At 65.8% G+C, this 19,414-nt stretch carries 26 protein-coding genes; 14 read left to right on the forward strand and 12 right to left on the reverse strand.

The features are described from left to right. The first annotated feature begins 1 nt into the window (after nt 1). From ACSQ3M_RS10840 to ACSQ3M_RS10860, 5 genes are read left to right on the forward strand one after another with little or no spacing between them, the layout of a single operon-like run. Nucleotides 2–979, forward strand: a complete 978-nt coding sequence (locus ACSQ3M_RS10840; protein ID WP_436150068.1) for an ABC transporter permease — start codon at nt 2–4, stop codon at nt 977–979. Further along, the gene (locus ACSQ3M_RS10845) at nt 976–1,884 is read left to right on the forward strand and encodes an ABC transporter permease (RefSeq protein WP_436150069.1); all 909 of its coding nucleotides are present in this window, start codon (nt 976–978) and stop codon (nt 1,882–1,884) included. The genes ACSQ3M_RS10840 and ACSQ3M_RS10845 overlap by 4 nt, the downstream gene beginning before the upstream one ends. Continuing rightward, complete coding sequence (locus tag ACSQ3M_RS10850) at nt 1,881–2,864, forward strand: ABC transporter ATP-binding protein (protein ID WP_436150070.1); 984 nt, start codon at nt 1,881–1,883, stop codon at nt 2,862–2,864. Before ACSQ3M_RS10845 ends, ACSQ3M_RS10850 begins: the two co-directional genes overlap by 4 nt. Further along, nucleotides 2,861–3,868 carry an ABC transporter ATP-binding protein gene (locus ACSQ3M_RS10855; protein WP_436150071.1) on the forward strand — a complete coding sequence of 336 codons (1,008 nt, stop codon included), beginning with the start codon at nt 2,861–2,863 and terminating at the stop codon, nt 3,866–3,868. Before ACSQ3M_RS10850 ends, ACSQ3M_RS10855 begins: the two co-directional genes overlap by 4 nt. Beyond that, on the forward strand, nt 3,865–4,737 hold the full coding sequence (locus tag ACSQ3M_RS10860; RefSeq protein ID WP_436150072.1) for an alpha/beta hydrolase: 873 nt from the start codon (nt 3,865–3,867) through the stop codon (nt 4,735–4,737). The genes ACSQ3M_RS10855 and ACSQ3M_RS10860 overlap by 4 nt, the downstream gene beginning before the upstream one ends. A 157-nt stretch (nt 4,738–4,894) precedes the next feature. Here ACSQ3M_RS10860 and ACSQ3M_RS10865 read toward each other — a convergent pair whose 3' ends face one another. The 4 genes from ACSQ3M_RS10865 to ACSQ3M_RS10880 form a co-directional block, all read right to left on the reverse strand. Then, complete coding sequence (locus tag ACSQ3M_RS10865; protein ID WP_436150073.1) at nt 4,895–5,050, reverse strand: hypothetical protein; 156 nt, start codon at nt 5,048–5,050, stop codon at nt 4,895–4,897. Between the two features lie 215 nt (nt 5,051–5,265). Then, entirely contained in the window at nt 5,266–6,195 is a 930-nt protein-coding gene (locus ACSQ3M_RS10870; protein WP_436150074.1) for a dihydrodipicolinate synthase family protein, read from the reverse strand. Nucleotides 6,196–6,219: 24 nt separating this feature from the next. Next, nucleotides 6,220–6,906 carry a fumarylacetoacetate hydrolase family protein gene (locus ACSQ3M_RS10875; protein WP_436150075.1) on the reverse strand — a complete coding sequence of 229 codons (687 nt, stop codon included), beginning with the start codon at nt 6,904–6,906 and terminating at the stop codon, nt 6,220–6,222. A 307-nt stretch (nt 6,907–7,213) separates the two neighbouring features. Beyond that, nucleotides 7,214–7,684 carry an Lrp/AsnC family transcriptional regulator gene (locus ACSQ3M_RS10880; RefSeq protein WP_436150076.1) on the reverse strand — a complete coding sequence of 157 codons (471 nt, stop codon included), beginning with the start codon at nt 7,682–7,684 and terminating at the stop codon, nt 7,214–7,216. Nucleotides 7,685–7,839: 155 nt separating this feature from the next. On the opposite strand from ACSQ3M_RS10880, the gene ACSQ3M_RS10885 reads away from it, so the two are divergent. The 3 genes from ACSQ3M_RS10885 to ACSQ3M_RS10895 all read left to right on the forward strand — a co-directional run bounded on the left by ACSQ3M_RS10885 (nt 7,840) and on the right by ACSQ3M_RS10895 (nt 10,505). Beyond that, nucleotides 7,840–8,868, forward strand: coding sequence for an ABC transporter substrate-binding protein (locus ACSQ3M_RS10885; protein WP_436150077.1), 1,029 nt, complete (start codon nt 7,840–7,842; stop codon nt 8,866–8,868). A 132-nt stretch (nt 8,869–9,000) separates the two neighbouring features. Next, nucleotides 9,001–9,753, forward strand: a complete 753-nt coding sequence (locus ACSQ3M_RS10890) for an ABC transporter permease (RefSeq protein WP_436150078.1) — start codon at nt 9,001–9,003, stop codon at nt 9,751–9,753. Continuing rightward, nucleotides 9,729–10,505, forward strand: a complete 777-nt coding sequence (locus ACSQ3M_RS10895) for an ABC transporter ATP-binding protein (protein ID WP_436150079.1) — start codon at nt 9,729–9,731, stop codon at nt 10,503–10,505. The genes ACSQ3M_RS10890 and ACSQ3M_RS10895 overlap by 25 nt, the downstream gene beginning before the upstream one ends. Before the next feature lie 73 nt (nt 10,506–10,578). On the opposite strand, the gene ACSQ3M_RS10900 is transcribed toward ACSQ3M_RS10895, so the two are convergent. Continuing rightward, the gene (locus ACSQ3M_RS10900; RefSeq protein ID WP_436150080.1) at nt 10,579–11,103 is read right to left on the reverse strand and encodes a DUF6428 family protein; all 525 of its coding nucleotides are present in this window, start codon (nt 11,101–11,103) and stop codon (nt 10,579–10,581) included. Nucleotides 11,104–11,149: 46 nt separating this feature from the next. Between ACSQ3M_RS10900 and ACSQ3M_RS10905 the strand changes: the two genes are divergently transcribed. The 5 genes from ACSQ3M_RS10905 to ACSQ3M_RS10925 all read left to right on the forward strand — a co-directional run bounded on the left by ACSQ3M_RS10905 (nt 11,150) and on the right by ACSQ3M_RS10925 (nt 14,366). Next, the gene (locus tag ACSQ3M_RS10905) at nt 11,150–11,497 is read left to right on the forward strand and encodes an ArsR/SmtB family transcription factor (RefSeq protein ID WP_436150081.1); all 348 of its coding nucleotides are present in this window, start codon (nt 11,150–11,152) and stop codon (nt 11,495–11,497) included. Next, nucleotides 11,494–12,192, forward strand: a complete 699-nt coding sequence (locus tag ACSQ3M_RS10910) for an aquaporin (RefSeq protein ID WP_436150082.1) — start codon at nt 11,494–11,496, stop codon at nt 12,190–12,192. Before ACSQ3M_RS10905 ends, ACSQ3M_RS10910 begins: the two co-directional genes overlap by 4 nt. Further along, complete coding sequence (arsC, locus tag ACSQ3M_RS10915; protein WP_436150083.1) at nt 12,189–12,608, forward strand: arsenate reductase (glutaredoxin); 420 nt, start codon at nt 12,189–12,191, stop codon at nt 12,606–12,608. The genes ACSQ3M_RS10910 and arsC overlap by 4 nt, the downstream gene beginning before the upstream one ends. Nucleotides 12,609–12,752: 144 nt before the next feature. Beyond that, nucleotides 12,753–13,946: an O-succinylhomoserine sulfhydrylase gene (gene metZ / locus ACSQ3M_RS10920; RefSeq protein WP_436150084.1), complete on the forward strand. Its 1,194-nt coding sequence runs from the start codon at nt 12,753–12,755 to the stop codon at nt 13,944–13,946. A 54-nt stretch (nt 13,947–14,000) separates the two neighbouring features. Beyond that, nucleotides 14,001–14,366, forward strand: a complete 366-nt coding sequence (locus ACSQ3M_RS10925) for a hypothetical protein (RefSeq protein WP_436150085.1) — start codon at nt 14,001–14,003, stop codon at nt 14,364–14,366. A 9-nt stretch (nt 14,367–14,375) separates the two neighbouring features. On the opposite strand, the gene ACSQ3M_RS10930 is transcribed toward ACSQ3M_RS10925, so the two are convergent. The 7 genes from ACSQ3M_RS10930 to fabA form a co-directional block, all read right to left on the reverse strand. After that, nucleotides 14,376–14,621: a DUF2188 domain-containing protein gene (locus ACSQ3M_RS10930; RefSeq protein WP_126113984.1), complete on the reverse strand. Its 246-nt coding sequence runs from the start codon at nt 14,619–14,621 to the stop codon at nt 14,376–14,378. A 103-nt stretch (nt 14,622–14,724) separates the two neighbouring features. After that, nucleotides 14,725–15,558, reverse strand: coding sequence for an enoyl-ACP reductase FabI (fabI, locus tag ACSQ3M_RS10935; protein ID WP_436150086.1), 834 nt, complete (start codon nt 15,556–15,558; stop codon nt 14,725–14,727). Between the two features lie 22 nt (nt 15,559–15,580). Then, nucleotides 15,581–15,991 carry a type II toxin-antitoxin system VapC family toxin gene (locus tag ACSQ3M_RS10940; protein WP_436150087.1) on the reverse strand — a complete coding sequence of 137 codons (411 nt, stop codon included), beginning with the start codon at nt 15,989–15,991 and terminating at the stop codon, nt 15,581–15,583. Further along, nucleotides 15,991–16,233, reverse strand: coding sequence for a type II toxin-antitoxin system VapB family antitoxin (locus tag ACSQ3M_RS10945; RefSeq protein WP_436097004.1), 243 nt, complete (start codon nt 16,231–16,233; stop codon nt 15,991–15,993). Before ACSQ3M_RS10945 ends, ACSQ3M_RS10940 begins: the two co-directional genes overlap by 1 nt. A gap of 55 nt (nt 16,234–16,288) precedes the next feature. Next, complete coding sequence (locus ACSQ3M_RS10950; protein WP_436150088.1) at nt 16,289–16,579, reverse strand: DUF3303 domain-containing protein; 291 nt, start codon at nt 16,577–16,579, stop codon at nt 16,289–16,291. Between the two features lie 130 nt (nt 16,580–16,709). Then, nucleotides 16,710–17,936, reverse strand: a complete 1,227-nt coding sequence (fabB, locus tag ACSQ3M_RS10955; RefSeq protein WP_436150089.1) for a beta-ketoacyl-ACP synthase I — start codon at nt 17,934–17,936, stop codon at nt 16,710–16,712. 232 nt (nt 17,937–18,168) lie between these two features. Further along, nucleotides 18,169–18,681, reverse strand: coding sequence for a 3-hydroxyacyl-[acyl-carrier-protein] dehydratase FabA (gene fabA / locus ACSQ3M_RS10960; protein WP_110490985.1), 513 nt, complete (start codon nt 18,679–18,681; stop codon nt 18,169–18,171). A 257-nt stretch (nt 18,682–18,938) separates the two neighbouring features. On the opposite strand from fabA, the gene irr reads away from it, so the two are divergent. After that, nucleotides 18,939–19,400: a Fur family transcriptional regulator Irr gene (irr, locus tag ACSQ3M_RS10965; RefSeq protein WP_436150090.1), complete on the forward strand. Its 462-nt coding sequence runs from the start codon at nt 18,939–18,941 to the stop codon at nt 19,398–19,400. The last annotated feature ends 14 nt before the right edge of the window (nt 19,401–19,414 follow it).

Genomic DNA, 19,414 nt, shown 5'->3' on the forward strand with positions numbered 1-19,414 from the left:
CATGACCGCCTATGTCCTGCAGCGGCTGATCCAGAGCGTGCTTGTGCTGCTCGCGGTCTCGGTCGTGGTCTTCTTCGCCGTCTATGGCATCGGCGACCCGATCGAGCTGCTGGTCTCGCCGCAGGCCAGCGCGGCCGACCGGCAGGCGCTGATCGCGCGACTCGGGCTCGACCTGCCGGTCTGGCAGCAATACCTGACCTTCATGGGCAACGCGCTGAAGGGCGATCTCGGCCGCTCCTTCGTGCATGGCGTCCCGGCGCTGCAGCTGATCCTGGCGCGCCTGCCCGCGACCTTCGAACTGGTTCTGCTGGCGATGACACTGGCGCTCGCCGCCGGCATCCCGCTCGGGCTGATGGTGGGCTTGAATCCGGACAGCCGGCGCGCCCGCATCGTCATGGCCGGAACCGTACTCGGCTTCTCGCTGCCAAGCTTCTGGAAAGGCATGATGCTGATCCTGCTCTTCGCCGTGCTGCTCGGCTGGTTGCCGACCGCCGGGCGCGGCGAGACCGTCTCGCTCCTCGGCGTCCAGACCAGCCTGCTGACGCTGGACGGGCTGCAGCACATCGCCCTGCCCGCGCTCAACCTCGCAATCCCCAACCTCGCGCTGATCGTGCGCCTCGTCGCGGCCGGGACTGCCGAGACGATGACGCAGGACTACGTCAAATACGCCCGCGCCAAGGGCGTGCGGCCGCGGCGCATCGTCAACCGACATGTGCTGCGCAACATCCTGATCCCGGTCGTCACCGTGGTCGGCGTCGAGTTCGGCAGCCTCGTCGCCTTCTCGACGATCACCGAGACCGTGTTCGCCTGGCCGGGCATGGGCAAGCTGCTGATCGACTCGGTCTACCAGCTCGACCGCCCGGTGGTCGTCGCCTATGTCCTCCTGGCGACGCTGCTCTTCGTCACCGTCAACTTCCTGGTCGACGTGCTCTATGCCGCGCTCGACCCGCGGGTGAAGCTCGCCGGAGAACAGGCATGAGCCTGGACGCTCCCCGCCTCGCCGGGCCGGCGCAGGCCGATACACCGCTGCGCGAGAAGGTGTTGCGCCGCTTGCGCAACCGCCCGACGACACGCGGCGCCGTGATCCTGCTGGGCATCATGGTGCTGCTCGCCCTGCTCGCGCCGGTGATCGCGCCGCAGAACCCGCATGACCTCGGCTCGCTCAGCGTGATGGACAACCGGCTCGCGCCCGGTGAGCAGGGCATGACCGGCTTCAGCTACTGGCTCGGCAGCGATGCGCAGGGCCGCGACATGCTCAGCGCCATTCTCTACGGCCTGCGCACCAGCCTGCTCGTCGGCCTCGCCTCGACCATCGGCGCGCTCTCGATCGGCATCCTCGCCGGACTCGCCGCGGCGCAGTTCGGCGGCGCGGTCGATGCCGTGCTGATGCGTATCGTCGACTTCATGCTCGGCTTCCCCTCGATCCTGGTGGCGCTCGTGCTGCTCGCCTCGATCGGCCGCGGCGTCGACAAGGTCATCCTCGCCATCGTCCTTGTGCAGTGGGCGCAATATGCCCGCTTGATGCGGGCCGCGGCGCTGGTCGAGCGGCGCAAGGAGTACATCGAGGCGGCTGTGAATTTCGGCCTGCCGACGCGCCACATCATGCTGGCGCATCTGTTGCCAAACTCGGTCGGCGCTGTGCTCGTGGTCGCCAGCATCAGCATCGCCTCGGCGATCACACTGGAAGCGACGCTCTCCTTCCTCGGCGTCGGCGTGCCGGTGACGCAGCCCTCGCTCGGCCTGCTGATCGCCAACGGCTTCGAGTTCCTGCTCTCCGGCGAGTACTGGATCGCCGTCTTCCCCGGGATCGCGCTCGTGCTGCTGATCATGTCGCTCAACCTCGTCGGCGACCGCCTGCGCCGCAGCTTCAACGTGCGCGCATGAGTGAGGCCCCTCTCCTTTCCGTGCGCGGCCTCAAGACCGTGTTCCATGCGCAGGACGGCGCCTGGCCGGCTGTCGACGGGGTTGATTTCAGCGTCGCCAAGGGCGAGGTGCTCGGGCTTGTCGGCGAGTCCGGCTCGGGCAAGTCGGTCACCGGCTTCTCGCTGGTGCAATTGATCGATCCGCCGGGCGAGGTCGTCGCCGGCGAGATCCTGTTCGACGGCACCGACCTGCGCGCAGCCTCCGAAGAGCGCCTGCGCCAATTGCGCGGCGACCGGATCGCGATGATTTTCCAGGACCCGCTGATGACGCTGAACCCGGTGCTGAGCATCGGCGAGCAGATGAGCGAGGCGATCCTCGAGCATCGCGACTGCAGCCGGCAGGAAGCGCTCGCCAAGGCGGCAAAGGCGCTGGCACGGGTCGGCATCTCCTCGCCGGAGACCCGGTTGAAGCAGTTCCCGCATGAATTCTCCGGCGGCATGCGCCAGCGCGTCGCGATCGCGACCGCGCTGCTGAACGACCCAGACCTGATCATCGCCGACGAACCGACCACGGCGCTCGACGTCACCATCCAGGCGCAGATCCTCTACGAGGTGCAGAAACTCTCGCGCGAGACCGGCGCCGCGGTGATCTGGATCACCCACGACCTCGCCGTCGTCGCCGAGCTCGCTGACCGGGTCGCTGTGATGTATGCCGGCCGCATCGTCGAGATCGGCGAGGTCGAGACCGTGCTCGACCGGCCGCGCCATCCCTATACGCTCGGCCTGCTCAACTCCTCGGCCACCATGGTCGAAGTCGGCGAGCGCCTGCACCAGATCGACGGCGTCGCCCCGCGCATCGACTCGCGCCCTTCGGGCTGCCCGTTCCGCCCGCGCTGTGAACGCGCCTTGTCCGTTTGTGCCGACGTCGATCCCCAGCCGCAGGCCTATGACGGCCGCACCTTGCGCTGCCACAACCCCGTGCCGGACCGGGTGGCGGCATGAGCGAGACCCTGTTCGAGCTGCGCGGCGTGCGCAAATACTTTCGCGGCAAGGCCAATATCGCCGAGCACATCCTGACCGCGATCGGCCGGCATGCGCCGCCTGCGACCCTGAAGGCAGTCGATGGCGTCGATCTCAGCGTCCGCAAGGGCGAGGTGCTCGGCCTCGTCGGCGAATCCGGTTGCGGGAAGTCGACTTTGGCGCGCATCGCCACCGGCATCCTGCCGCCGACCGAGGGCGAGGTTTTCTACAAGGGGCGCTCGGCGGCCGGCCTCAAGGGCAAGGAGCGGCTCGATTATCTGCTCAAGGTGCAGATGATCTTCCAGGATCCTTATGCCTCGCTCGACCCGCGCATGCGGGTCAGCCGCATCGTCGGCGAGGCGCTGGCGGTCCACAAGCTCGTGCCGAAGGCGGAGCTCGACGGCGCGGTCGACCGGGCGCTGACCGAGGTCGGTCTCGATCTCGCCTATCGCGAGCGCTACCCGCACCAGTTCTCCGGCGGCCAGCGCCAGCGCATCGGCATCGCCCGCGCGCTCGCGGTGAAGCCCGATTTCCTGGTCTGCGACGAGCCGGTCTCGGCGCTCGACGTCTCGATCCAAGCACAGGTGATCAACCTGTTCATGGATATCCGCGCGCGGCACGGGCTGACCTATCTCTTTGTCAGCCATGATCTCGGCCTGGTCCGCCATATCAGCGACCGCGTCGCGATCATGTATCTCGGCCGCATCGTCGAGATCGGCAGCGCCACGGCGATCTTCGCCGAACCGGCGCATCCCTATAGCGCAGCCCTGATCAAGGCGATCCCCTCGGCCGGGCGCCGCAAGAGCGCCTTCCAGCCGCTGAAGGGCGAGTTGCCGTCGCCGCTGGCCCCGCCCCCCGGCTGCCCCTTCCACCCGCGCTGCGAGCACGCCATGGCGGTCTGCCGCGAGGTCCGTCCGGAACTCGCCGAGATAGCACCCGGCCGCAGCGCCGCCTGCCACCTGCACAGCATCGCGAAGGCCGCATGACCACGCTCACACTCGATCCGCCGCAGGGCCGCAGCGCCCTGCCTTTCGTCGACGCTCGCCATCCGCAGCGCCCGCTCGAGGTCAATTTCTATCGGCCGGCGCGGCATCGCCCGGACGACGAGGTCGTCTTCGTCCAGCACGGCATGCTGCGCAATGGCGACGATTATCGCGATTTCTGGATCGACGCCGCCGAGAGGCACAACCTGCTGATCGTCGCGCCGACCTTCGGCAACGAGCATTTCTCGCAGGCGGAGGGCTATAACAACGGCCTGCTCCTCGGTGAAGATGGCGCGGTCGCCGCGAAGGCCGACTGGCTCTATGCCGTGCCGGCCCGCGTGCTGGCGGCGCTGCGCCAGGCCGGCGTCACCAGGCGCGACAAGGTCAAGCTGTTCGGCCATTCCGCCGGCGGCCAGTTCGTGCACCGCCTGCTGGCGACGCAGGCTGAGACGCCCTACGAGGTCGCCTTCGCCGCCAATTCCGGCTGGTACACGCTGCCGACGCTGGAACGGCGTTTTCCGGAAGGGCTCGATGGGCTCGGCCTCGGTGAAGCAGAGCTGGCACGCTGGCTGGCCTGGCCGATGGTGATCTTCGCCGGCGACCAGGACATCGTCACCAGCGACCCGAACCTACCGGCTCAAGCAGAGGCGCTGGCGCAGGGGCCGATGCGCTATGCCCGCGCCCATTTCATGCTCGACTTCGCCAAGGCGGAAGCCGCCAGGCGGGGCCTGCCCTGCAACTGGTCGTTGATCACCGTGCCCGGCATCGGCCATGACGGCGCGGCGATGTCGCGCGCCGCCGCCGCCTGGTGGTTCGAAGGCCGCATCCCGTCGGTGGACGAGCTGAAGCCTGAGGCGACAGCCGTCGCTTGAACTCGGTTAGCTATGGCGGCTGGACCGCCGACTGCCGCATTGCCGACGGCCGGAAGCTCTGCGTTCTAACGCAATCGCAGGGGCCAGCCGCACCAATCACCGCGTCTTAGCCATCGAATTGCGCGCTCCGGCTCATGATCTGCTAAAGCCGACGCGGCTATCGCCCCGAGCCATTGGTGCAGTTCATGAACGCCATGTGCGCGGCCGTGCCGACCTTGGCCGACCGCCAGACCTTGCGGCCAGGGCGAGCCGGATCGTCGATGACCCGCCCGCCGTTGCTCAGCGCGCAGTTGCAGGAGCGCTGATCCCTCATGCCGCGGCATTCCGGATTGCTGCCGCCTTGCGCAGATACGGGCCCCGACGAACTAAGAGCGACCAGCGCGGCACCGCCGAGCAGAAGAGCAAGACGCATATCAAATCCCCAAAGCCGCAGCTCAGGGTTGCATGGCTCGGGGGCCGCGTCCATGGCCTTCGAGAGCCGCACGCCAAATGTGCGGTCTCGCAATCCAATCGATCGGCCGCTGCTGCTCAGAGCTTCGCGCGCGGATCGTGCTCCGCCAGGCGGCCGAGCAGGTAATCGACCTCGGCCTTGGCAGCGGCAGTGAGGCCGGGGCCCGGCTTGCGCTGGGCGTCATGGGCGAGGATGCCGCGCTTCATCATCACATATTTGCGCACGGCGAGGCCCACGCCCTGCTGCTGCTCGTAGCGCAGCAGCGGCAGATGCGCGTCGAAGATGTCGTGCGCATCGTCGCGGCGTCCGGCCTTGCTGGCCTTGACCACGTCGATCAGCAACTCAGGGAAGGCATAGCCGGTGTTGGCGCCGTCGACGCCGCGCTCCATCTCGAAATCGAGGAAGAGCCCGCCATTGCCGGTCAGGATGGCGACGCGCCGGAGCGAGCCCTCGGCCTCGAACTTGCGCAGCGTCGAGATCTTCTCGAGGCCCGGCCAGTCCTCATGCTTCAGCATCACGCAGGACGGATTGTCCTGGATGATCTTGCGGATCACCGTCGGCGTCATCACCACCGAAAGCGTCAGCGGATAGTCCTGGATGACGAAGGGGATGTCGCTGCCGATCGCCTCGACGGCCTGGGCGTAATAGCCGGTGATCTGGTCGTCGGTGCGCAGGTTGGTCGGCGGGGCGATCATCACGCCGCCGGCGCCCAATTCCATGACCTGCCGCGCCAACGAGCGCATCGCGGCGAAGCCCGGCGCCGAGACGCCGACGATGATCGGCTTGCCGCCCATCTTCGCCACCGCGCGCTTGACCAGACCGAGCGATTCCTCCGGCTCGAGCTTGGGCGCCTCGCCCATGATGCCGAGCACGGTGACGCCATCCGAGCCGATACCGGCATAGAACTCGAAGAGCCGGTCGGCCGAGGTCCAGTCGACGCTGCCGTCCGGATTGAACGGGGTCGGCGCGATCGGAAAGACGCCGGAGGCTTCAGGGGTCAGACGCATGGTATTCTCCTCAGGCCGGGCAGATCAGACGATCCTGGTGCGGACAGTGCCGACACCCGCGATCGTGCCTTCGAGTAGATCGCCCTTGACGACGGCGGCGACGCCTTCTGGCGTACCGGTCATGATCAGGTCGCCCGGCGCCAGCGTGACGAAGTTGGACAGGTACGCGATCGTCTCCGGCACGCTCCAGATCATCTTGGCGAGATCGGAGCTCTGGCGAACCGCGCCGTTGACCTTGAGCTCGATCAGACCCTTGTCGGGATGGCCTGCCTTGGCGGCAGGAACGATCTCGCCAATCGGCGCCGAGGAATCGAAGCCTTTGCCCATGTCCCAGGGCTTGCCGGCCTTCTTGGCCGCGCCCTGCAGATCGCGGCGGGTCATGTCGAAGCCCGCGGCATAGCCGAAGACATGGGAGAGAGCGTCGGCCTCGGCGAGGTCCTTGCCGCCCTTACCGATCGCGACAACGAGCTCCATCTCGTGGTGCAGGTCTGCGGTCTTCGGCGGATAGGGCATGTCGGCGCCGCCGGTCAGCACGGCATCGGACGGCTTGGTGAAGAAGAACGGCTCCTCGCGATCAGGATCGCCGCCCATCTCGCGGGTGTGCTCGGCGTAGTTGCGACCGACGCAGAAGATGCGGCGCACCGGGAAGAGCCCGCCCCCGGCCACCGGAATCACGGCAACCTTCGGCGGATCGATGACATAGCTGGACATGGCGGCGCCCCGTTCGAGAAATCCGGAGCGTTCATGCGGGAGCGGGGCGGCTTCGGCAAGGGTCTTGCGCCGGGTGGTGGGGCTGCGTTGCGGTCATCTGCGACAGCAGGGATGGAGACGCGGGAAAACCCCTCCCCCTTGTGGGGAGGGGCAGGGGTTGGGGGGCGTAAAGTCGGAGCGCATTCGCAGGGAAATGGACCGGTCCGCTTCTACGAACAGCCTTGCACCCGGTCGTTCGCCCCCCATCCCCAACCCTTCCCCACAAGAGGGAAGGGTGGAACCAAGGCGACCGGCGTTTCGCAGAGGATCAGGGCGCCTTCGGCAGGTCCGGCACCTTGTAGGCGGTCGTCGCCTTGATCCGCTCCATGGCGAAGCGCGAGGTGACGTTCTTGAGCGGGATCGTCTCGATCAGCTTCTTGTAGAAGGTGTCATAGGCGGCCATGTCGGCGACGACGACGCGCAGCATGTAATCGACGTCGCCGGCCATGCGGTAGAACTCGATCACCTCCGGCATCGCCGCGACGCTCTGGGCGAACTTCTCCAGCCAGGGACCGGAATGGTCGGCTGTCTCGATCTGGACGAAGACGGTGAGCCCCAGCCCGATCTTCTCGGGCGCCACCAGCGCGACGCGCTTGATGATCACACCGGTCTGCTCGAGGCGCTGAATGCGCTTCCAGCATGGGGTCTGCGACAGCCCGACCCGATCGGCGAGCTCCGCGATCGAGATATTGGAGTCTGCCTGCAGCACAGTCAGAATCTTGCGATCAATGGCGTCCATCTCTCGATCCATCTTCATAGAGAAAATTCTCCTACAAGATTCATTAAAAGGAGAAATTTCATCTTTTTTGTGTAGCTAACTTGTATCTAGATAGAAAATCCTTTTATCAGCAGTCAATAGGCTAGATATCACGTGCCATCTGGGGAAATACGATTATGGACCGCCGCCAGTTCCTGCTCGCCGGCTCTTCGCTCGCTGCCGCGATGCCCTTGGCCGTCGCGCCCTTCACCGCGGCCCGCGCTCAGGAGGCCATCCCGGCCCGTATCGGCTACATTCCCGTCATCGGCACGGCGCCGATCTTCGTCGCCAATGGCGAAGGCTGGCTGAAGCAGGCCGGCATCACCCCGACGTTCACGGTGTTCGAATCCGGCCCGAACATGATCCAGGCGCTCGCCTCGGGCACGATCGACCTCTATGTCGCCGGCGTTGCCCCCCTGGCTGTGGCTCGCTCGCGCGGCGTCGATATCCGCGTCGTCGCCTCGACCGCCACCGGCGAGAACGTCTTCGTCGCCGCCCCCGCTCTGGCGAAGTTCTTCACGACCGGAACGAGCGCCGCCGCTGCCTTCAAGGCGCACAAGGCCGCGACCGGCAAGCCGGCGCGTCTTGCCACCCAGCCGGCTGGCTCGGTACCCAATACGGTCCTGCAATACTGGCTCTGGGAAGTCGCCAAGGCTGACAAGGCCGATGTCGAGGTGGTGCCGATGGGCATCGACGCGACGCAGCAGGCGGTGCTCGCCGGTGCCGTCGAGGGCGCGATCGTGCGTGAGCCGGCGCTGACCATCATCCAGACCCGCAACCCGGGCATCAAGCTGATCGCCGGCGGCGAGGACGTCTTCCCCGGCCAGCCCGGCACGGTCGTCGCCGTCTCCGGCGCCTTCCTCACCAAGAACAACGCCGCCGTGCAGGGGCTGGTGTCCGGCCTGGTCAAGGCCGCCGAGGTGCTGGTCAAGACGCCCGCCAAGGCCGCCCCCCATGTCAGCGCCGCGCTCGGCAAGGGCATCGTCGATCCCGCCTTGATCGAAAAGGCGCTGGTCTCGCCGGCGACCAGGTTCGAGATCGATCCGCGCAAGATCATCGCGCCGGCGCGTGCCATGCAGGCCTATCAGGTCAAGCTCGGCTCGCTTGAGAAGGAACTTCCGTTCGACGGCCTGTTCGAGACGCAGTATTACGAGCGCGCGATCTAGAGCCCGTTCCAGTCAGCTTGCACGGCAAGCTGACTGGAAAAACGGTCTCTAAACTAAAAGTAAGAGACGGATTCACCGATCAGGCTGTTCCAGCGAGATCGGATCCGGCTCTGGGCTGACAGGGCTATCCATTTGCGTTCACTGCGGGCTCCGGCCCTCGCCCTGACGGGCCTCATCGCCTTCCTCTTGCTGTGGGAGGCGATTCCCTATTTCGGCCTGGTCAACCCGGCCTTCCTGCCGGGGCCGAGCGCCCTGCCGAACGCCTTCCTGCGCGAAGTAAAGTCCGGTGCCTGGCTCACGGCCATCATGGGCTCGCTCGGCCACTACTTCATCGGCCTCATCACCGGCGCCGGCCTCGGCGTCGCGCTCGGTGTGCTGACCGGCATGTCGCGGATCGCCGAGGAGACGACCGCCTGGGTGGTCCGGCTGCTGCGGCCGATCCCCGGCCTCGCCTGGGTGCCGTTCGCGATCATCTGGTTCGGTGTCAATCCGTCGGCGGCGGTGTTCATCATCGCGATCGGCGTGTTCTGGATCGTGTTCTTCGCGGCACAGGGCGCGATCCGCGGCGTCGACCGCGACCTGATCGAGGTTGCCGATGCTTTCGGCTTCCGCTCGCCCTTCCAGCGCCTCACCAAGATCCTGCTGCCGGCGGCGATGCCCGGCATCCTCGTCGGCGTGCGCACCGCGCTCGGCCAGGCCTGGATGGCGGTGGTCGCGGCCGAGATCTTCGGCGTCGCCGGTGTCGGCCAGCGCATGATGCAGGCCTCCAGCCTGCTCGCGACCGATATCGTGGTGATCTACATGCTGACCATGGCGGCGCTCTACGGCCTGCTCGACACCTTGTTCGTCGCCTTCCAGGGATGGGTGCTGCGTTGGAAAGCGTGATCGACATCAAGGAGCTGTCGCTCACCTTCACCCGCGACGGCGAGGCGACCGAGGTCCTGCGCAAGCTGAATCTGTCGGTGGCACCAGGCGAGTTTCTCGCCATCGTCGGCCCATCGGGCGTCGGCAAGTCGACGCTGCTGCGCGTCATTGCCGGTCTCGCCCGCCCGAGCGGCGGCGAAGTCGTGATCGACGCCAGGGACAATACGAGGCGCCCGGTCGCACTGGTCTTCCAGGATTCGCGGCTGCTGCCCTGGCGGAAAGTGATCTCGAATGTCGGCTTCGGCCTCGAAGGCCAGACGCCGCGCGCCGAGCGCCTCGCCAAGGCGCAGGAGACTCTCGACCTCGTCGGCCTCGGCCAGCTCGCGCAGCGCTGGCCGCACCAGCTCTCCGGCGGCCAGCGCCAGCGCGTCTCGCTGGCGCGCGCACTCGCGGTCGAGCCCGAGATCCTCCTGATGGACGAGCCGTTCTCGGCGCTCGATGCGCTGACCCGCGAGACGCTGCAGGACGAGTTGATCCGGGTCTGGCAGCGGACGGGCAAGACCGTGCTGTTCGTCACCCACGATATCGACGAGGCCGCCTATCTCGCCGACCGGGTCGTCGTGCTCTCCGGTGCGCCCGGCCAGATCATCGCCGAGCACCGGATTTCTGCGGCACACCCGCGCCGGCGCGGAGCCGAGGCGGAGGCCGAGATCGTGCGGGCGGTGCGCATCGATCTCGGTGCGGACATCGTTGCCGACGGCGCGGCGATCTGAGCAGGCGCTCTTTTCAGAGCCAGTGTCCGACCTGCAATTGCCGAGCTCGGCTGCCTCGACGGGTCGGATGCGATCAGCAGCAATTCGCGTTTGACGGCAAGGTGCTGCAACAGGCTGCACCGGCTGTTTGCTGCGCTGCGCGATGACGCGGCTTGCAGATGGCAGACCGCGCCTCCAACCGCAGAATGACACGATCCGCCTGCGGCTGGATCGCTGCAACATCGAAAACCCGCATCGCCTCGCCGGACGTCCCGACCTCGAAGGTCAGACGCGCCTCCGCCGCTAGGGCGATCCGTGCCGCGACCTGATCGAGGATCGCGCGAAATTTGCCAGCGAGCATGTAGCCGTGCCCGTCACGCGAGGGCTGATCCTCGACCTGGAGAATGGTCTCCTGCCATCGGTCTGGGTTTCCGCCGCAATCCAGCGTGACAAAAGAGCCTGCCTTGATCTCCGTCACATGATAGCCCGGCTGGATCGTTCGCTCCGCATATTCGAGCACAAGCGGCTTCGAAGCGTGGGGCTCCAGCGAGTCCAGAAGGGCTCCGAGCAAGGCATCGCCCTGAGAGTCGATCGCTGAAAGGCTGGCGTTGACGTTCATCTTCGGTTACCTTAATTTCAATATCTATTGAGATGTTGAGGTAAAAATGATTGAAGCGCAAGCCCTCGAGGCTTTTGGCGCCCTGTCGCAAGAAACACGGCTGCGCATCGTCCAATTGCTGGTGACGGCCGGGCCGCACGGTCTCGCGGCCGGCGCGATCGGCGAAGCGGTCGGCGCCTCCTCGTCGCGGCTTTCCTTCCACCTGAATCATCTGGAGCAGGCTGGCTTGGTTCAGTCCCGGCGCGAGGCGCGCTCGATCATCTACAGCGCGGCCTATCCGGCGCTGTCAGCCCTTGTCGATTTCCTGATGCGCGATTGTTGCCAAGGCCACCCCGAAGTCTGCGGCCCCGCCGTCGCCGCCCTCGCGAATTGCTGCGAGCCGGTGGCACCGTGATCAGCTCGCTCCCCCGACGTCTTGCGGCCGAAACGTTGGGCACGGCGTTCCTGGTGGCGACCGTGGTCGGCTCCGGGATCATGGCGGATACGCTCGCCCGCGATGCGGCGCTGGCTCTTCTCGCCAACACGTTGGCAACCGGTGCGATGCTTGTCGTTCTGATCACGACGCTCGGGCCGATCTCAGGAGCGCATTTCAATCCCGCAATCAGCCTGATCTTTGCGCTCAAGGGCGATTTGTCGCGCAGGGATGCGGGAGTCTACGTCCTCGGCCAGGTCGTCGGCGGCATCGCCGGGACCGTCATCGCCCATGCGATGTTCGCGCTGCCGCTGCTCCAGAATTCTCTCAGGATTCGGACCGGCGGCGCGCAATGGCTTTCGGAAGGAGTGGCGAGTTTCGGACTTGCCGCGACGATCCTCGCCGGCCTCCGGTTCGAGCGAAAAGCCGTCCCCTGGCTGGTCGGCCTCTATATCTGCGCGGCTTACTGGTTCACCGCATCGACCTCGTTCGCCAATCCGGCCGTCGCGATCGCGCGATCCCTGACCGACACATTCTCCGGAATCCGCGCCATCGACCTGCCGGGTTTCATCCTTGCCGAACTCGCAGGCGCGCTTTGCGCCCTGATAGCAATGACCTGGCTGCTGCAAGCGCCCGCCGACAACGCAGCGATCCAGACCGCCGAGGAACAGTCATGACGATCACGATCTTCCACAACCCGGATTGCGGCACCTCCCGCAACACGCTCGCCATGATCCGGCAGAGCGGCGAAGACCCTGTCGTCGTCGAGTATCTCAAGGAGCCGCCGAGCCGTGCCAGGCTCCTCGAATTGATCGAGGCCATGGGGATCAACGCGCGCGGGCTCCTGCGCGAGAAGGGCACGCCCTACGCCGAGCTCGATCTCGGCAATGCAAAATGGACCGATGGCGAACTGGTCGACCTTATGGTGGCGCATCCGATCCTCATCAACCGCCCGATCGTCGAGACATCCAAAGGAACCCGGCTCTGCAGGCCTTCTGAAGAGGTTCTCAAGATACTGCCGAACCCGGATATGGGCCCGTTCACGAAGGAAGACGGCGAAGTGGTCGTTCCGGCTGACGTCCTGAGAGCCTAGGGCAGAACTCCGCCTCCGATCTTTCCTGACGTTGCACCGGGCTCGCCGCGCGTTCCCCAAAAGAGAAATTCGTTCGCCTTTACGAACGCAATCGACGGTGATATTCCCCTTGTCCGTTATATAGAACGGACCGGGCGACATATCATGGCAATCGAAGCGGCAGACACAGCAGCGCTGCATCCCGAAACCCGGCTGGTCCATGCCGGCACGCTGCGCTCGCAGTTCGGCGAGACCTCCGAGGCGCTGTTCCTGACGCAAGGCCACGTCTACGACTCGGCCGAGCAATGCGAGGCGCGCTTCCTGAACAAGGATCCGGGCTTCCAGTACGCGCGTTTCTCAAATCCCAGCGTCACCATGCTGGAGCAGCGCATGGCCGCCTTCGAGGGCGCCGAGGCCTGCCGCGCCACCGCGACCGGCATGGCTGCCGTCACCGCCGCGTTGTCGAGCCTGGTTCGGGCCGGCGACCATGTCGTTGCGGCGCGCGCCCTGTTCGGTTCCTGTCGTTACATCGTCGAGGATCATCTGCCGCGCTATGGCGTGCAATCGACGCTGGTCGACGGCACCAATCTCGATGCGTGGCGCGCCGCCATCCGGCCGAATACCAAGGCCTTCTTCCTGGAGAGCCCGGCGAACCCGACGCTGGAGGTGATCGACATCGCCGCCGTCGCCGCGATCGCGAGGGAAGCCGGCGCCAAGCTGATCGTCGACAATGTCTTCGCGACGCCGCTGTTCCAGCGCCCGCTCGAGCTCGGCGCCGATCTCGTCGCCTATTCCGCGACCAAGCACATCGACGGCCAAGGCCGCTGCATGGGCGGGCTGGTGCTCGGCTCGAAAGAGCTGATCGAGGGCGATATCCAGACCTTCCTGCGCCAGACCGGGCCGGCAATGTCGCCCTTCAACGCCTGGGTGATGCTGAAGGCGCTGGAGACACTGCCATTGCGTATCCGCCGCCAGGCCGAGAGCGCTACCGCCGTCGCGGCCTGGCTGAAGGGGCGCAAGGAATTGCCGCATGTCGCCTTCATCGGCGACCCCGACCACCCGCAGGCCGAGATCATCGCCAGACAGATGAGCGGCCCCTCGACGCTGATCGCCTTCGAGGTCGCGGGCGGCAAGGACGCCGCCTTCCGCTTCCTCAACAAGCTCAAGCTGATCCGAATCTCCAACAATCTCGGCGACGCCAAGAGCCTGATCGTGCATCCGGCGACGACGACGCATCAACGCTTCACGCCTGAGGTTCGCGCCAGCATGGGCGTCAGCGACGGGCTGATCCGCCTCTCGATCGGCCTGGAGCATGCCGACGACCTGATCGCCGATCTGAAGCAGGCGCTTACTGCCTGATCTGAACCAGAACCGCGACCGCGCGTTTGAACCTCGGCAACAACCGAGGTTCACATGCTCCGCAAACCCGCCTGCACGACTGCGCTGCTCGCTTTCCTGGCCGCCCCGGCGCTCGCCCAGAACGCCTTGCCGGCCTCCCCCGCGCCGGTCGAGAAGCCAGCCTCGCCGGAGCTTGCCGCCTGCAAATCGACGGCGATGGCGGCGCTGACGGCGCGCGAGCCGGAGATCAAGGACATCTTCATCGACGAGGATGGGCTGACGATCGCGGTCGCGGAGACGAAGGTCGAGACGACGCCGATCACGCGCATCCTGATGGGCGAGGCCTATCTGAAGACCGACAAATCCGACAAGCCGCGCCGCTTCCTCTGCCTCATCGGCGAAAAAGGCAAAGTGCTGCTGACTTTCTTCACGCAGAGATGAGGCGCAGCCTCAGCCGCCGTCGACGATCCGGGTATTGGGTCGATCGCGACCGTCGGCCAGCTCTTCGTGCCACTCGCCCTTCGCATCCTGATAGACGATGCCGTCGGTAACGCCCGGTCGCTTCTGGCGGGCGGCAGCCTTGTTGGCCGCCTTCAGCGCCGCATCATGCGAGCGAAAGGTCTCGGACAGGGCGTCGCCGACCTTGTAGGCCCAGCCGCCATCGTGCTGGACGATCTCGTATTTCACCATGACCATGAGCGTCCTCCGTGGCTCAATGGTCGAACCAGCGGGGCACGCGCCGGGTTCCACCGTCCTGGAGGATAGCCCTGCCGCGCGGTCGGCGGAAGGCCCTGCTGACTCAGTCGCCGTTGCCGGTGTCGGCAGCGCGCAGCCCGTCCAACACAGGCATCGAGGTGATGTGGTAGCCGGCATCGATATGATGGATTTCGCCGGTGACGCCGCCCGAGAGATCGGAGAGATAATAGAGCGCCGAGCCGCCGATTTGCTCCAGCGTCACCGATTTGCGCAGCGGCGAGTTGGCGCGCTGCCAGGAATACATTGCCCGTGCATCGGAAATGCCGGCGCCGGCCAATGTGCGCACCGGCCCGGGCGAGAGCGCATTCACCCGGATGCCCTTCGGTCCGAAATCGGCGGCGAGGTAACGCATGCTCGCCTCCAGCGCCGCCTTGGCGACGCCCATGACGTTGTAGTTCGGCATCACGCGGGTCGAGCCGCTATAGGTCAGCGTGATCATGCTGCCGCCCTGCGGCATCCGCTCGGCGGCACGCTTGGCTGCCTCGGTGAAGGAGAAGCACGAGATCACCATGGTCCGCGAAAAATTCTCGCGGGTGGTGTCGGCATAGAGCCCCTTGAGCTCGTTCTTGTCCGAGAAGCCGATCGCGTGGATCAGGAAATCGAGCGTGTTGCGCTCGGGATCGCCGCCCCAGGCCTCGTCGATCGCGGCGAAGGCGGCGTCGAGCGTCGAGACGTCCTCGACATCGCAGGGGAGCACCAGCTTCGAGCCGATGCTCTCGGCGAGCGGCTTGACGCGTTTGCCGAGCGCGTCGCCCTGATAGGTGAAGGCCATCTCGGCGCCATGGGCATGGAGGGTCCGGGCAATGCCCCAGGCGATCGAGTTCTGATTGGCGACGCCCATGACGAGGCCGCGCTTGTTGTGCATCAGGGGGAGCATGAGGACCGTTTCGGTTCGTCGTTCAAGGGGCGGAAAGGGCGGAGGGCAGGTCGGTCTGGCTGAAGTCGTCGCCCTTAAACAGGATCGGCAGCGCTGCTTCGGCCGCCACGGCATAGGCAAAGCAATCGCCCATGTTCAATTTCGCAGCATGATATCCTTTGCCGAACCGGGAAAACGCTTCCAGAGCTGCGTCGGCATGGCGCTCGCCGATAGCGGCGACGCTGATCGACGTCGCCTTCAAAAGCCCGACCACCAGTTGCCGTGCCCGGGGCACGGGACAGGCCAGGACACGTGCGACACCCAGGGTCGCTTCGTAGATCGCGACCGGCGACGTGATCCGGCCCGTCTTCGAGCCGCGCATGGCCAACCCTAAAGCATCGGAATCCGGCTCATCGACAATGATCGCCACCAGCGCGGAAGCGTCGATATACATCAGGCCTCGCCCGATAATTCGTCGTAGAAAGCCTTGTCGGCTTTCAAACCGGTCTTCGGGTAGGCCGCAGCCTGCCGTTGAATCTCGCGGATGCGATCCATGAAGGCTGCGTCTTCCGCATCATCGCGCTTAAGTTCATTCTCGGCGGCAATGCGCACGGCCTCCGTGATGCTCAGATTGCGCCGGGCGGCCAGCTTGCGGACAGCCTCGTCCGCGCGATCGTCGCGAATATGGAACGCCATGCCCGCCTCCTTGGTCTAGACGATCCATATAGCCGTCTAGACGTGGCCCGTCATGCTACAAATGCTTCTTCACCGCCGCCGCCGTATCCTTCGAGGCCGCGAGCGGCACGATCTCGAAGCGGGCGAGGTCGCCCCAGGCCAGCACCCATTCCTGCAGCTTGGTGACGTCGTCGCACTGCATCACTTGGAAGCAGCGCGCGAAATCGGCCGAGATCCAGCTGTCGATATAGGTCAGGCCGTCCGGAATCATCCGGCCGCGCTCATGGAAGCGGGCATAAATCTCCTTCACCCGCGCCTGATCGAAGTGTTCGATCACCATGAAGAGCATGGCGGAGGGACCTTCCAAGAATTCGCCAGCGTGAGTCGGCTGGCGCGGTTGCCGAGAACCGGAGCGGAGCGGACTTTTGGTCCGTGAGCACCGGAAGCGCAGGCGACCGCGTCAGACGGCCACGCTGGTAGATTTATCGGAAGGTCTCTCAGGCCTCCAGCCGCTTCATCACGATGGTGGCGTTGGTGCCGCCGAAGCCGAACGAGTTGGAGAGCACGCAGCCGAGACCGGCATTGTCGATGCGCTTGCGCACGATCGGCATGTCGGCGAAGGCCGGATCGAGTTCCTCGATATGGGCGCTCTCAACGATGAAATCGTTATTGAGCATCAGCAGCGAGTAGATCGCCTCCTGCACGCCGGTGGCGCCGAGCGAATGGCCGGTCAGCGATTTGGTCGCGGAGATCGGCGGGCTCTTCTCGCCGGCGCCGAAGACGGCGCGGATCGCCTCGATCTCCTTGGCGTCGCCGACCGGGGTCGAGGTGCCATGCGGGTTGATGTAGTCGATCTTGGCCTTCACGCTATCAAGCGCCATGCGCATGCAGCGCTCGGCGCCCTCGCCGGAGGGAGCGACCATGTCGTAGCCGTCCGAGGTCGCGCCATAGCCGACGACCTCGCCATAGATGCGGGCGCCGCGCGCCTTGGCGTGCTCGAGCTCCTCGAGTACGACCACGCCGGCGCCGCCGGCGATGACGAAGCCGTCGCGGCGCGCATCATAAGCGCGGGATGCGACCGCGGGCGTCTCGTTGAAGTCGGACGACATCGCGCCCATCGCGTCGAACAGCACGGAGAGCGTCCAGTCGAGCTCCTCGCAGCCGCCGGCGAAGATCACATCCTGCTTGCCCCACTGGATCAGCTCATAGGCGTTGCCGATGCAATGGTTCGAGGTCGCGCAGGCCGAGGAGATCGAATAGTTGACGCCCTTGATCTTGAACCAGGTCGCAAGCGTCGCCGAGGCGGTCGAGGACATGCCCTTGGGCACCGCGAACGGGCCGACCTTCTTGGACGAGCCGCTCTCGCGGGCCTTGTCATAGGCATCGATCAGCGCCCGGGTCGAAGGGCCGCCCGAGCCCATGATGATGCCGGTGCGCTCGTGGCTGATTTCTTTTTCTTCCAGGCCCGCGTCGCGGATGGCCTGCTCCATCGCGACCTGGTTCCAGGCCGAGCCGCCGCCATGGAAGCGCATGGCGCGGCGGTCGAGTACGGTCGCGGGATCAAGCGAGGGCACGCCGGCGACCCGGCTGCGGAAGCCGTGTTCGGCAAAATCCGGGACATAGGAGATGCCGGACTTGGCCTCGCGCAGCGAGGCCAGCACTTCCTGCGTATTGTTGCCGATGGACGAGACGATGCCCATCCCGGTGACCACAACGCGTCTCATGCTGCTTCTCCGGCTCTCTACTAACGGACCGGGAAGCCAGCCCCGGACCCTCGTTCAGTCGATACCTGCGCAAATGGACCGCGCGGACGGCGAACGCAAGACACCTCGATCACGATGACTCCGGACGGGAACGGTCCAAAATCGCAAACGCCATCGATTCTAATATTTTAGAGCGGGATCCCTGCGGAAAAGCGGCTCCCACTTTTCCGTATCCCGCTCCGGCTGGTTTTGCTCAGGCCGCTTCGGGCTTGAACAGGCCGACGCGCATATCCGAGACCGTATAGATACGCTTGCCGTCAGCTTCGAGCCAGCCATCGGCGATGCCGAGGACGAGCTTGGACTTGAAGACGCGCTTGAAGTCGACGCCGTAGACGACACGCTTGACCGAAGGCAGGACCTGGTCGGCGAACTTGACCTCGCCGACACCCAGCGCCCGGCCACGGCCCGGCAGGCCGAGCCAGCCGAGGAAGAAACCGGTGAGCTGCCAGAGCGCGTCGAGCCCGAGGCAGCCCGGCATGACCGGGTCGCCCTTGAAATGACAATCGAAGAACCAGAGGTCGGGGCGAATGTCGAACTCGGCACGGACGAGGCCCTTGCCGTGCGGACCGCCATCCTCGCTGATTTCGGCGATACGATCGAACATCAGCATCGGCGGCAGCGGCAGCTGCGCATTGCCCGGCCCGAAGAGTTCACCGCGCCCGCAAGCGAGGATTTCCTCGTAGCTGAATGACGATTGCCGCTCCATATCCGACTTCACTCCATTCCGGCCGCCATGCATTCGGCTGCCAACCCCCGATGCAATGTGCCTAACACGGTGTCGCAGCGAAACGGAAGGGCACAAGGCCGGCTCGGCCGTGGATGGCCAGCTGGCAAGATCAACCCGCCCCGGCAAGCCCTGACGGCGGCGCCGCGATGCTTGCGGCTAAGGGATCAAAGCCTTACATCGACTCTAAGCTAGCGCTTTCCCATTCCGGGAAAGGACGTAAGGAGTCGACGCGAGGCATGGACGGCCTGACGCAGGACCAGGGCTACGGATCGGACGCACGGCAGGGCTGCCCCTTCCACGACGTGCGCCAGAAGCTGCGCCGGGTAGGTCTGAGGCCGACGCGCCAGCGCGTCTCGCTCGGCTGGCTGCTCTTCGCCAAAGGAGACCGGCATGTCAGCGCCGAGATCCTCTACGAGGAAGCAATGAAGGCGCGCGTACCGGTTTCGCTTGCGACCGTCTACAACACGCTGCACCAGTTCACCGAGGCCGGCCTGCTGCGCGAGCTCGCGATCGACGGCGCCAAGACCTTCTTCGACACCGACAACAGCGACCACCACCATTTCGTCGTCGACGGCGAGGACAAGGTGATCGACATCCCGGCCTCGGCGGTCGATGTCGCCGCGCTGCCGCCCGCGCCTGAAGGCTACGAGATCAGCCGGGTCGATGTCGTGGTCAGGCTGCGCAAGATCGCTGGCTGACGCCCTCCGGCGTT

The organism is Allobosea sp. LjRoot90, from assembly GCF_964254315.1.
GTDB lineage: Bacteria > Pseudomonadota > Alphaproteobacteria > Rhizobiales > Beijerinckiaceae > Allobosea.

What these genes read in the sequence shown, in the direction of transcription:
- ACSQ3M_RS10865 (WP_436150073.1), bottom strand. Translation starts at nt 5,050, where the DNA reads ATGAGGGATCAGCGCTCCTGCAACTGCGCGCTGAGCAACGGCGGGCGG.
- fabA (WP_110490985.1), bottom strand. Translation starts at nt 18,681, where the DNA reads ATGGAGCGGCAATCGTCATTCAGCTACGAGGAAATCCTCGCTTGCGGG.
- ACSQ3M_RS10850 (WP_436150070.1), top strand. Translation starts at nt 1,881, where the DNA reads ATGAGTGAGGCCCCTCTCCTTTCCGTGCGCGGCCTCAAGACCGTGTTC.
- ACSQ3M_RS10940 (WP_436150087.1), bottom strand. Translation starts at nt 15,991, where the DNA reads ATGTATATCGACGCTTCCGCGCTGGTGGCGATCATTGTCGATGAGCCG.
- ACSQ3M_RS10905 (WP_436150081.1), top strand. Translation starts at nt 11,150, where the DNA reads ATGATTGAAGCGCAAGCCCTCGAGGCTTTTGGCGCCCTGTCGCAAGAA.
- fabB (WP_436150089.1), bottom strand. Translation starts at nt 17,936, where the DNA reads ATGAGACGCGTTGTGGTCACCGGGATGGGCATCGTCTCGTCCATCGGC.
- ACSQ3M_RS10875 (WP_436150075.1), bottom strand. Translation starts at nt 6,906, where the DNA reads ATGTCCAGCTATGTCATCGATCCGCCGAAGGTTGCCGTGATTCCGGTG.
- ACSQ3M_RS10855 (WP_436150071.1), top strand. Translation starts at nt 2,861, where the DNA reads ATGAGCGAGACCCTGTTCGAGCTGCGCGGCGTGCGCAAATACTTTCGC.
- ACSQ3M_RS10925 (WP_436150085.1), top strand. Translation starts at nt 14,001, where the DNA reads ATGCTCCGCAAACCCGCCTGCACGACTGCGCTGCTCGCTTTCCTGGCC.
- ACSQ3M_RS10870 (WP_436150074.1), bottom strand. Translation starts at nt 6,195, where the DNA reads ATGCGTCTGACCCCTGAAGCCTCCGGCGTCTTTCCGATCGCGCCGACC.
- ACSQ3M_RS10840 (WP_436150068.1), top strand. Translation starts at nt 2, where the DNA reads ATGACCGCCTATGTCCTGCAGCGGCTGATCCAGAGCGTGCTTGTGCTG.
- ACSQ3M_RS10930 (WP_126113984.1), bottom strand. Translation starts at nt 14,621, where the DNA reads ATGGTCATGGTGAAATACGAGATCGTCCAGCACGATGGCGGCTGGGCC.
- metZ (WP_436150084.1), top strand. Translation starts at nt 12,753, where the DNA reads ATGGCAATCGAAGCGGCAGACACAGCAGCGCTGCATCCCGAAACCCGG.
- irr (WP_436150090.1), top strand. Translation starts at nt 18,939, where the DNA reads ATGGACGGCCTGACGCAGGACCAGGGCTACGGATCGGACGCACGGCAG.
- ACSQ3M_RS10860 (WP_436150072.1), top strand. Translation starts at nt 3,865, where the DNA reads ATGACCACGCTCACACTCGATCCGCCGCAGGGCCGCAGCGCCCTGCCT.
- ACSQ3M_RS10900 (WP_436150080.1), bottom strand. Translation starts at nt 11,103, where the DNA reads ATGAACGTCAACGCCAGCCTTTCAGCGATCGACTCTCAGGGCGATGCC.
- ACSQ3M_RS10895 (WP_436150079.1), top strand. Translation starts at nt 9,729, where the DNA reads ATGGGTGCTGCGTTGGAAAGCGTGATCGACATCAAGGAGCTGTCGCTC.
- ACSQ3M_RS10845 (WP_436150069.1), top strand. Translation starts at nt 976, where the DNA reads ATGAGCCTGGACGCTCCCCGCCTCGCCGGGCCGGCGCAGGCCGATACA.
- arsC (WP_436150083.1), top strand. Translation starts at nt 12,189, where the DNA reads ATGACGATCACGATCTTCCACAACCCGGATTGCGGCACCTCCCGCAAC.
- ACSQ3M_RS10880 (WP_436150076.1), bottom strand. Translation starts at nt 7,684, where the DNA reads ATGGACGCCATTGATCGCAAGATTCTGACTGTGCTGCAGGCAGACTCC.
- ACSQ3M_RS10945 (WP_436097004.1), bottom strand. Translation starts at nt 16,233, where the DNA reads ATGGCGTTCCATATTCGCGACGATCGCGCGGACGAGGCTGTCCGCAAG.
- ACSQ3M_RS10885 (WP_436150077.1), top strand. Translation starts at nt 7,840, where the DNA reads ATGGACCGCCGCCAGTTCCTGCTCGCCGGCTCTTCGCTCGCTGCCGCG.
- fabI (WP_436150086.1), bottom strand. Translation starts at nt 15,558, where the DNA reads ATGCTCCCCCTGATGCACAACAAGCGCGGCCTCGTCATGGGCGTCGCC.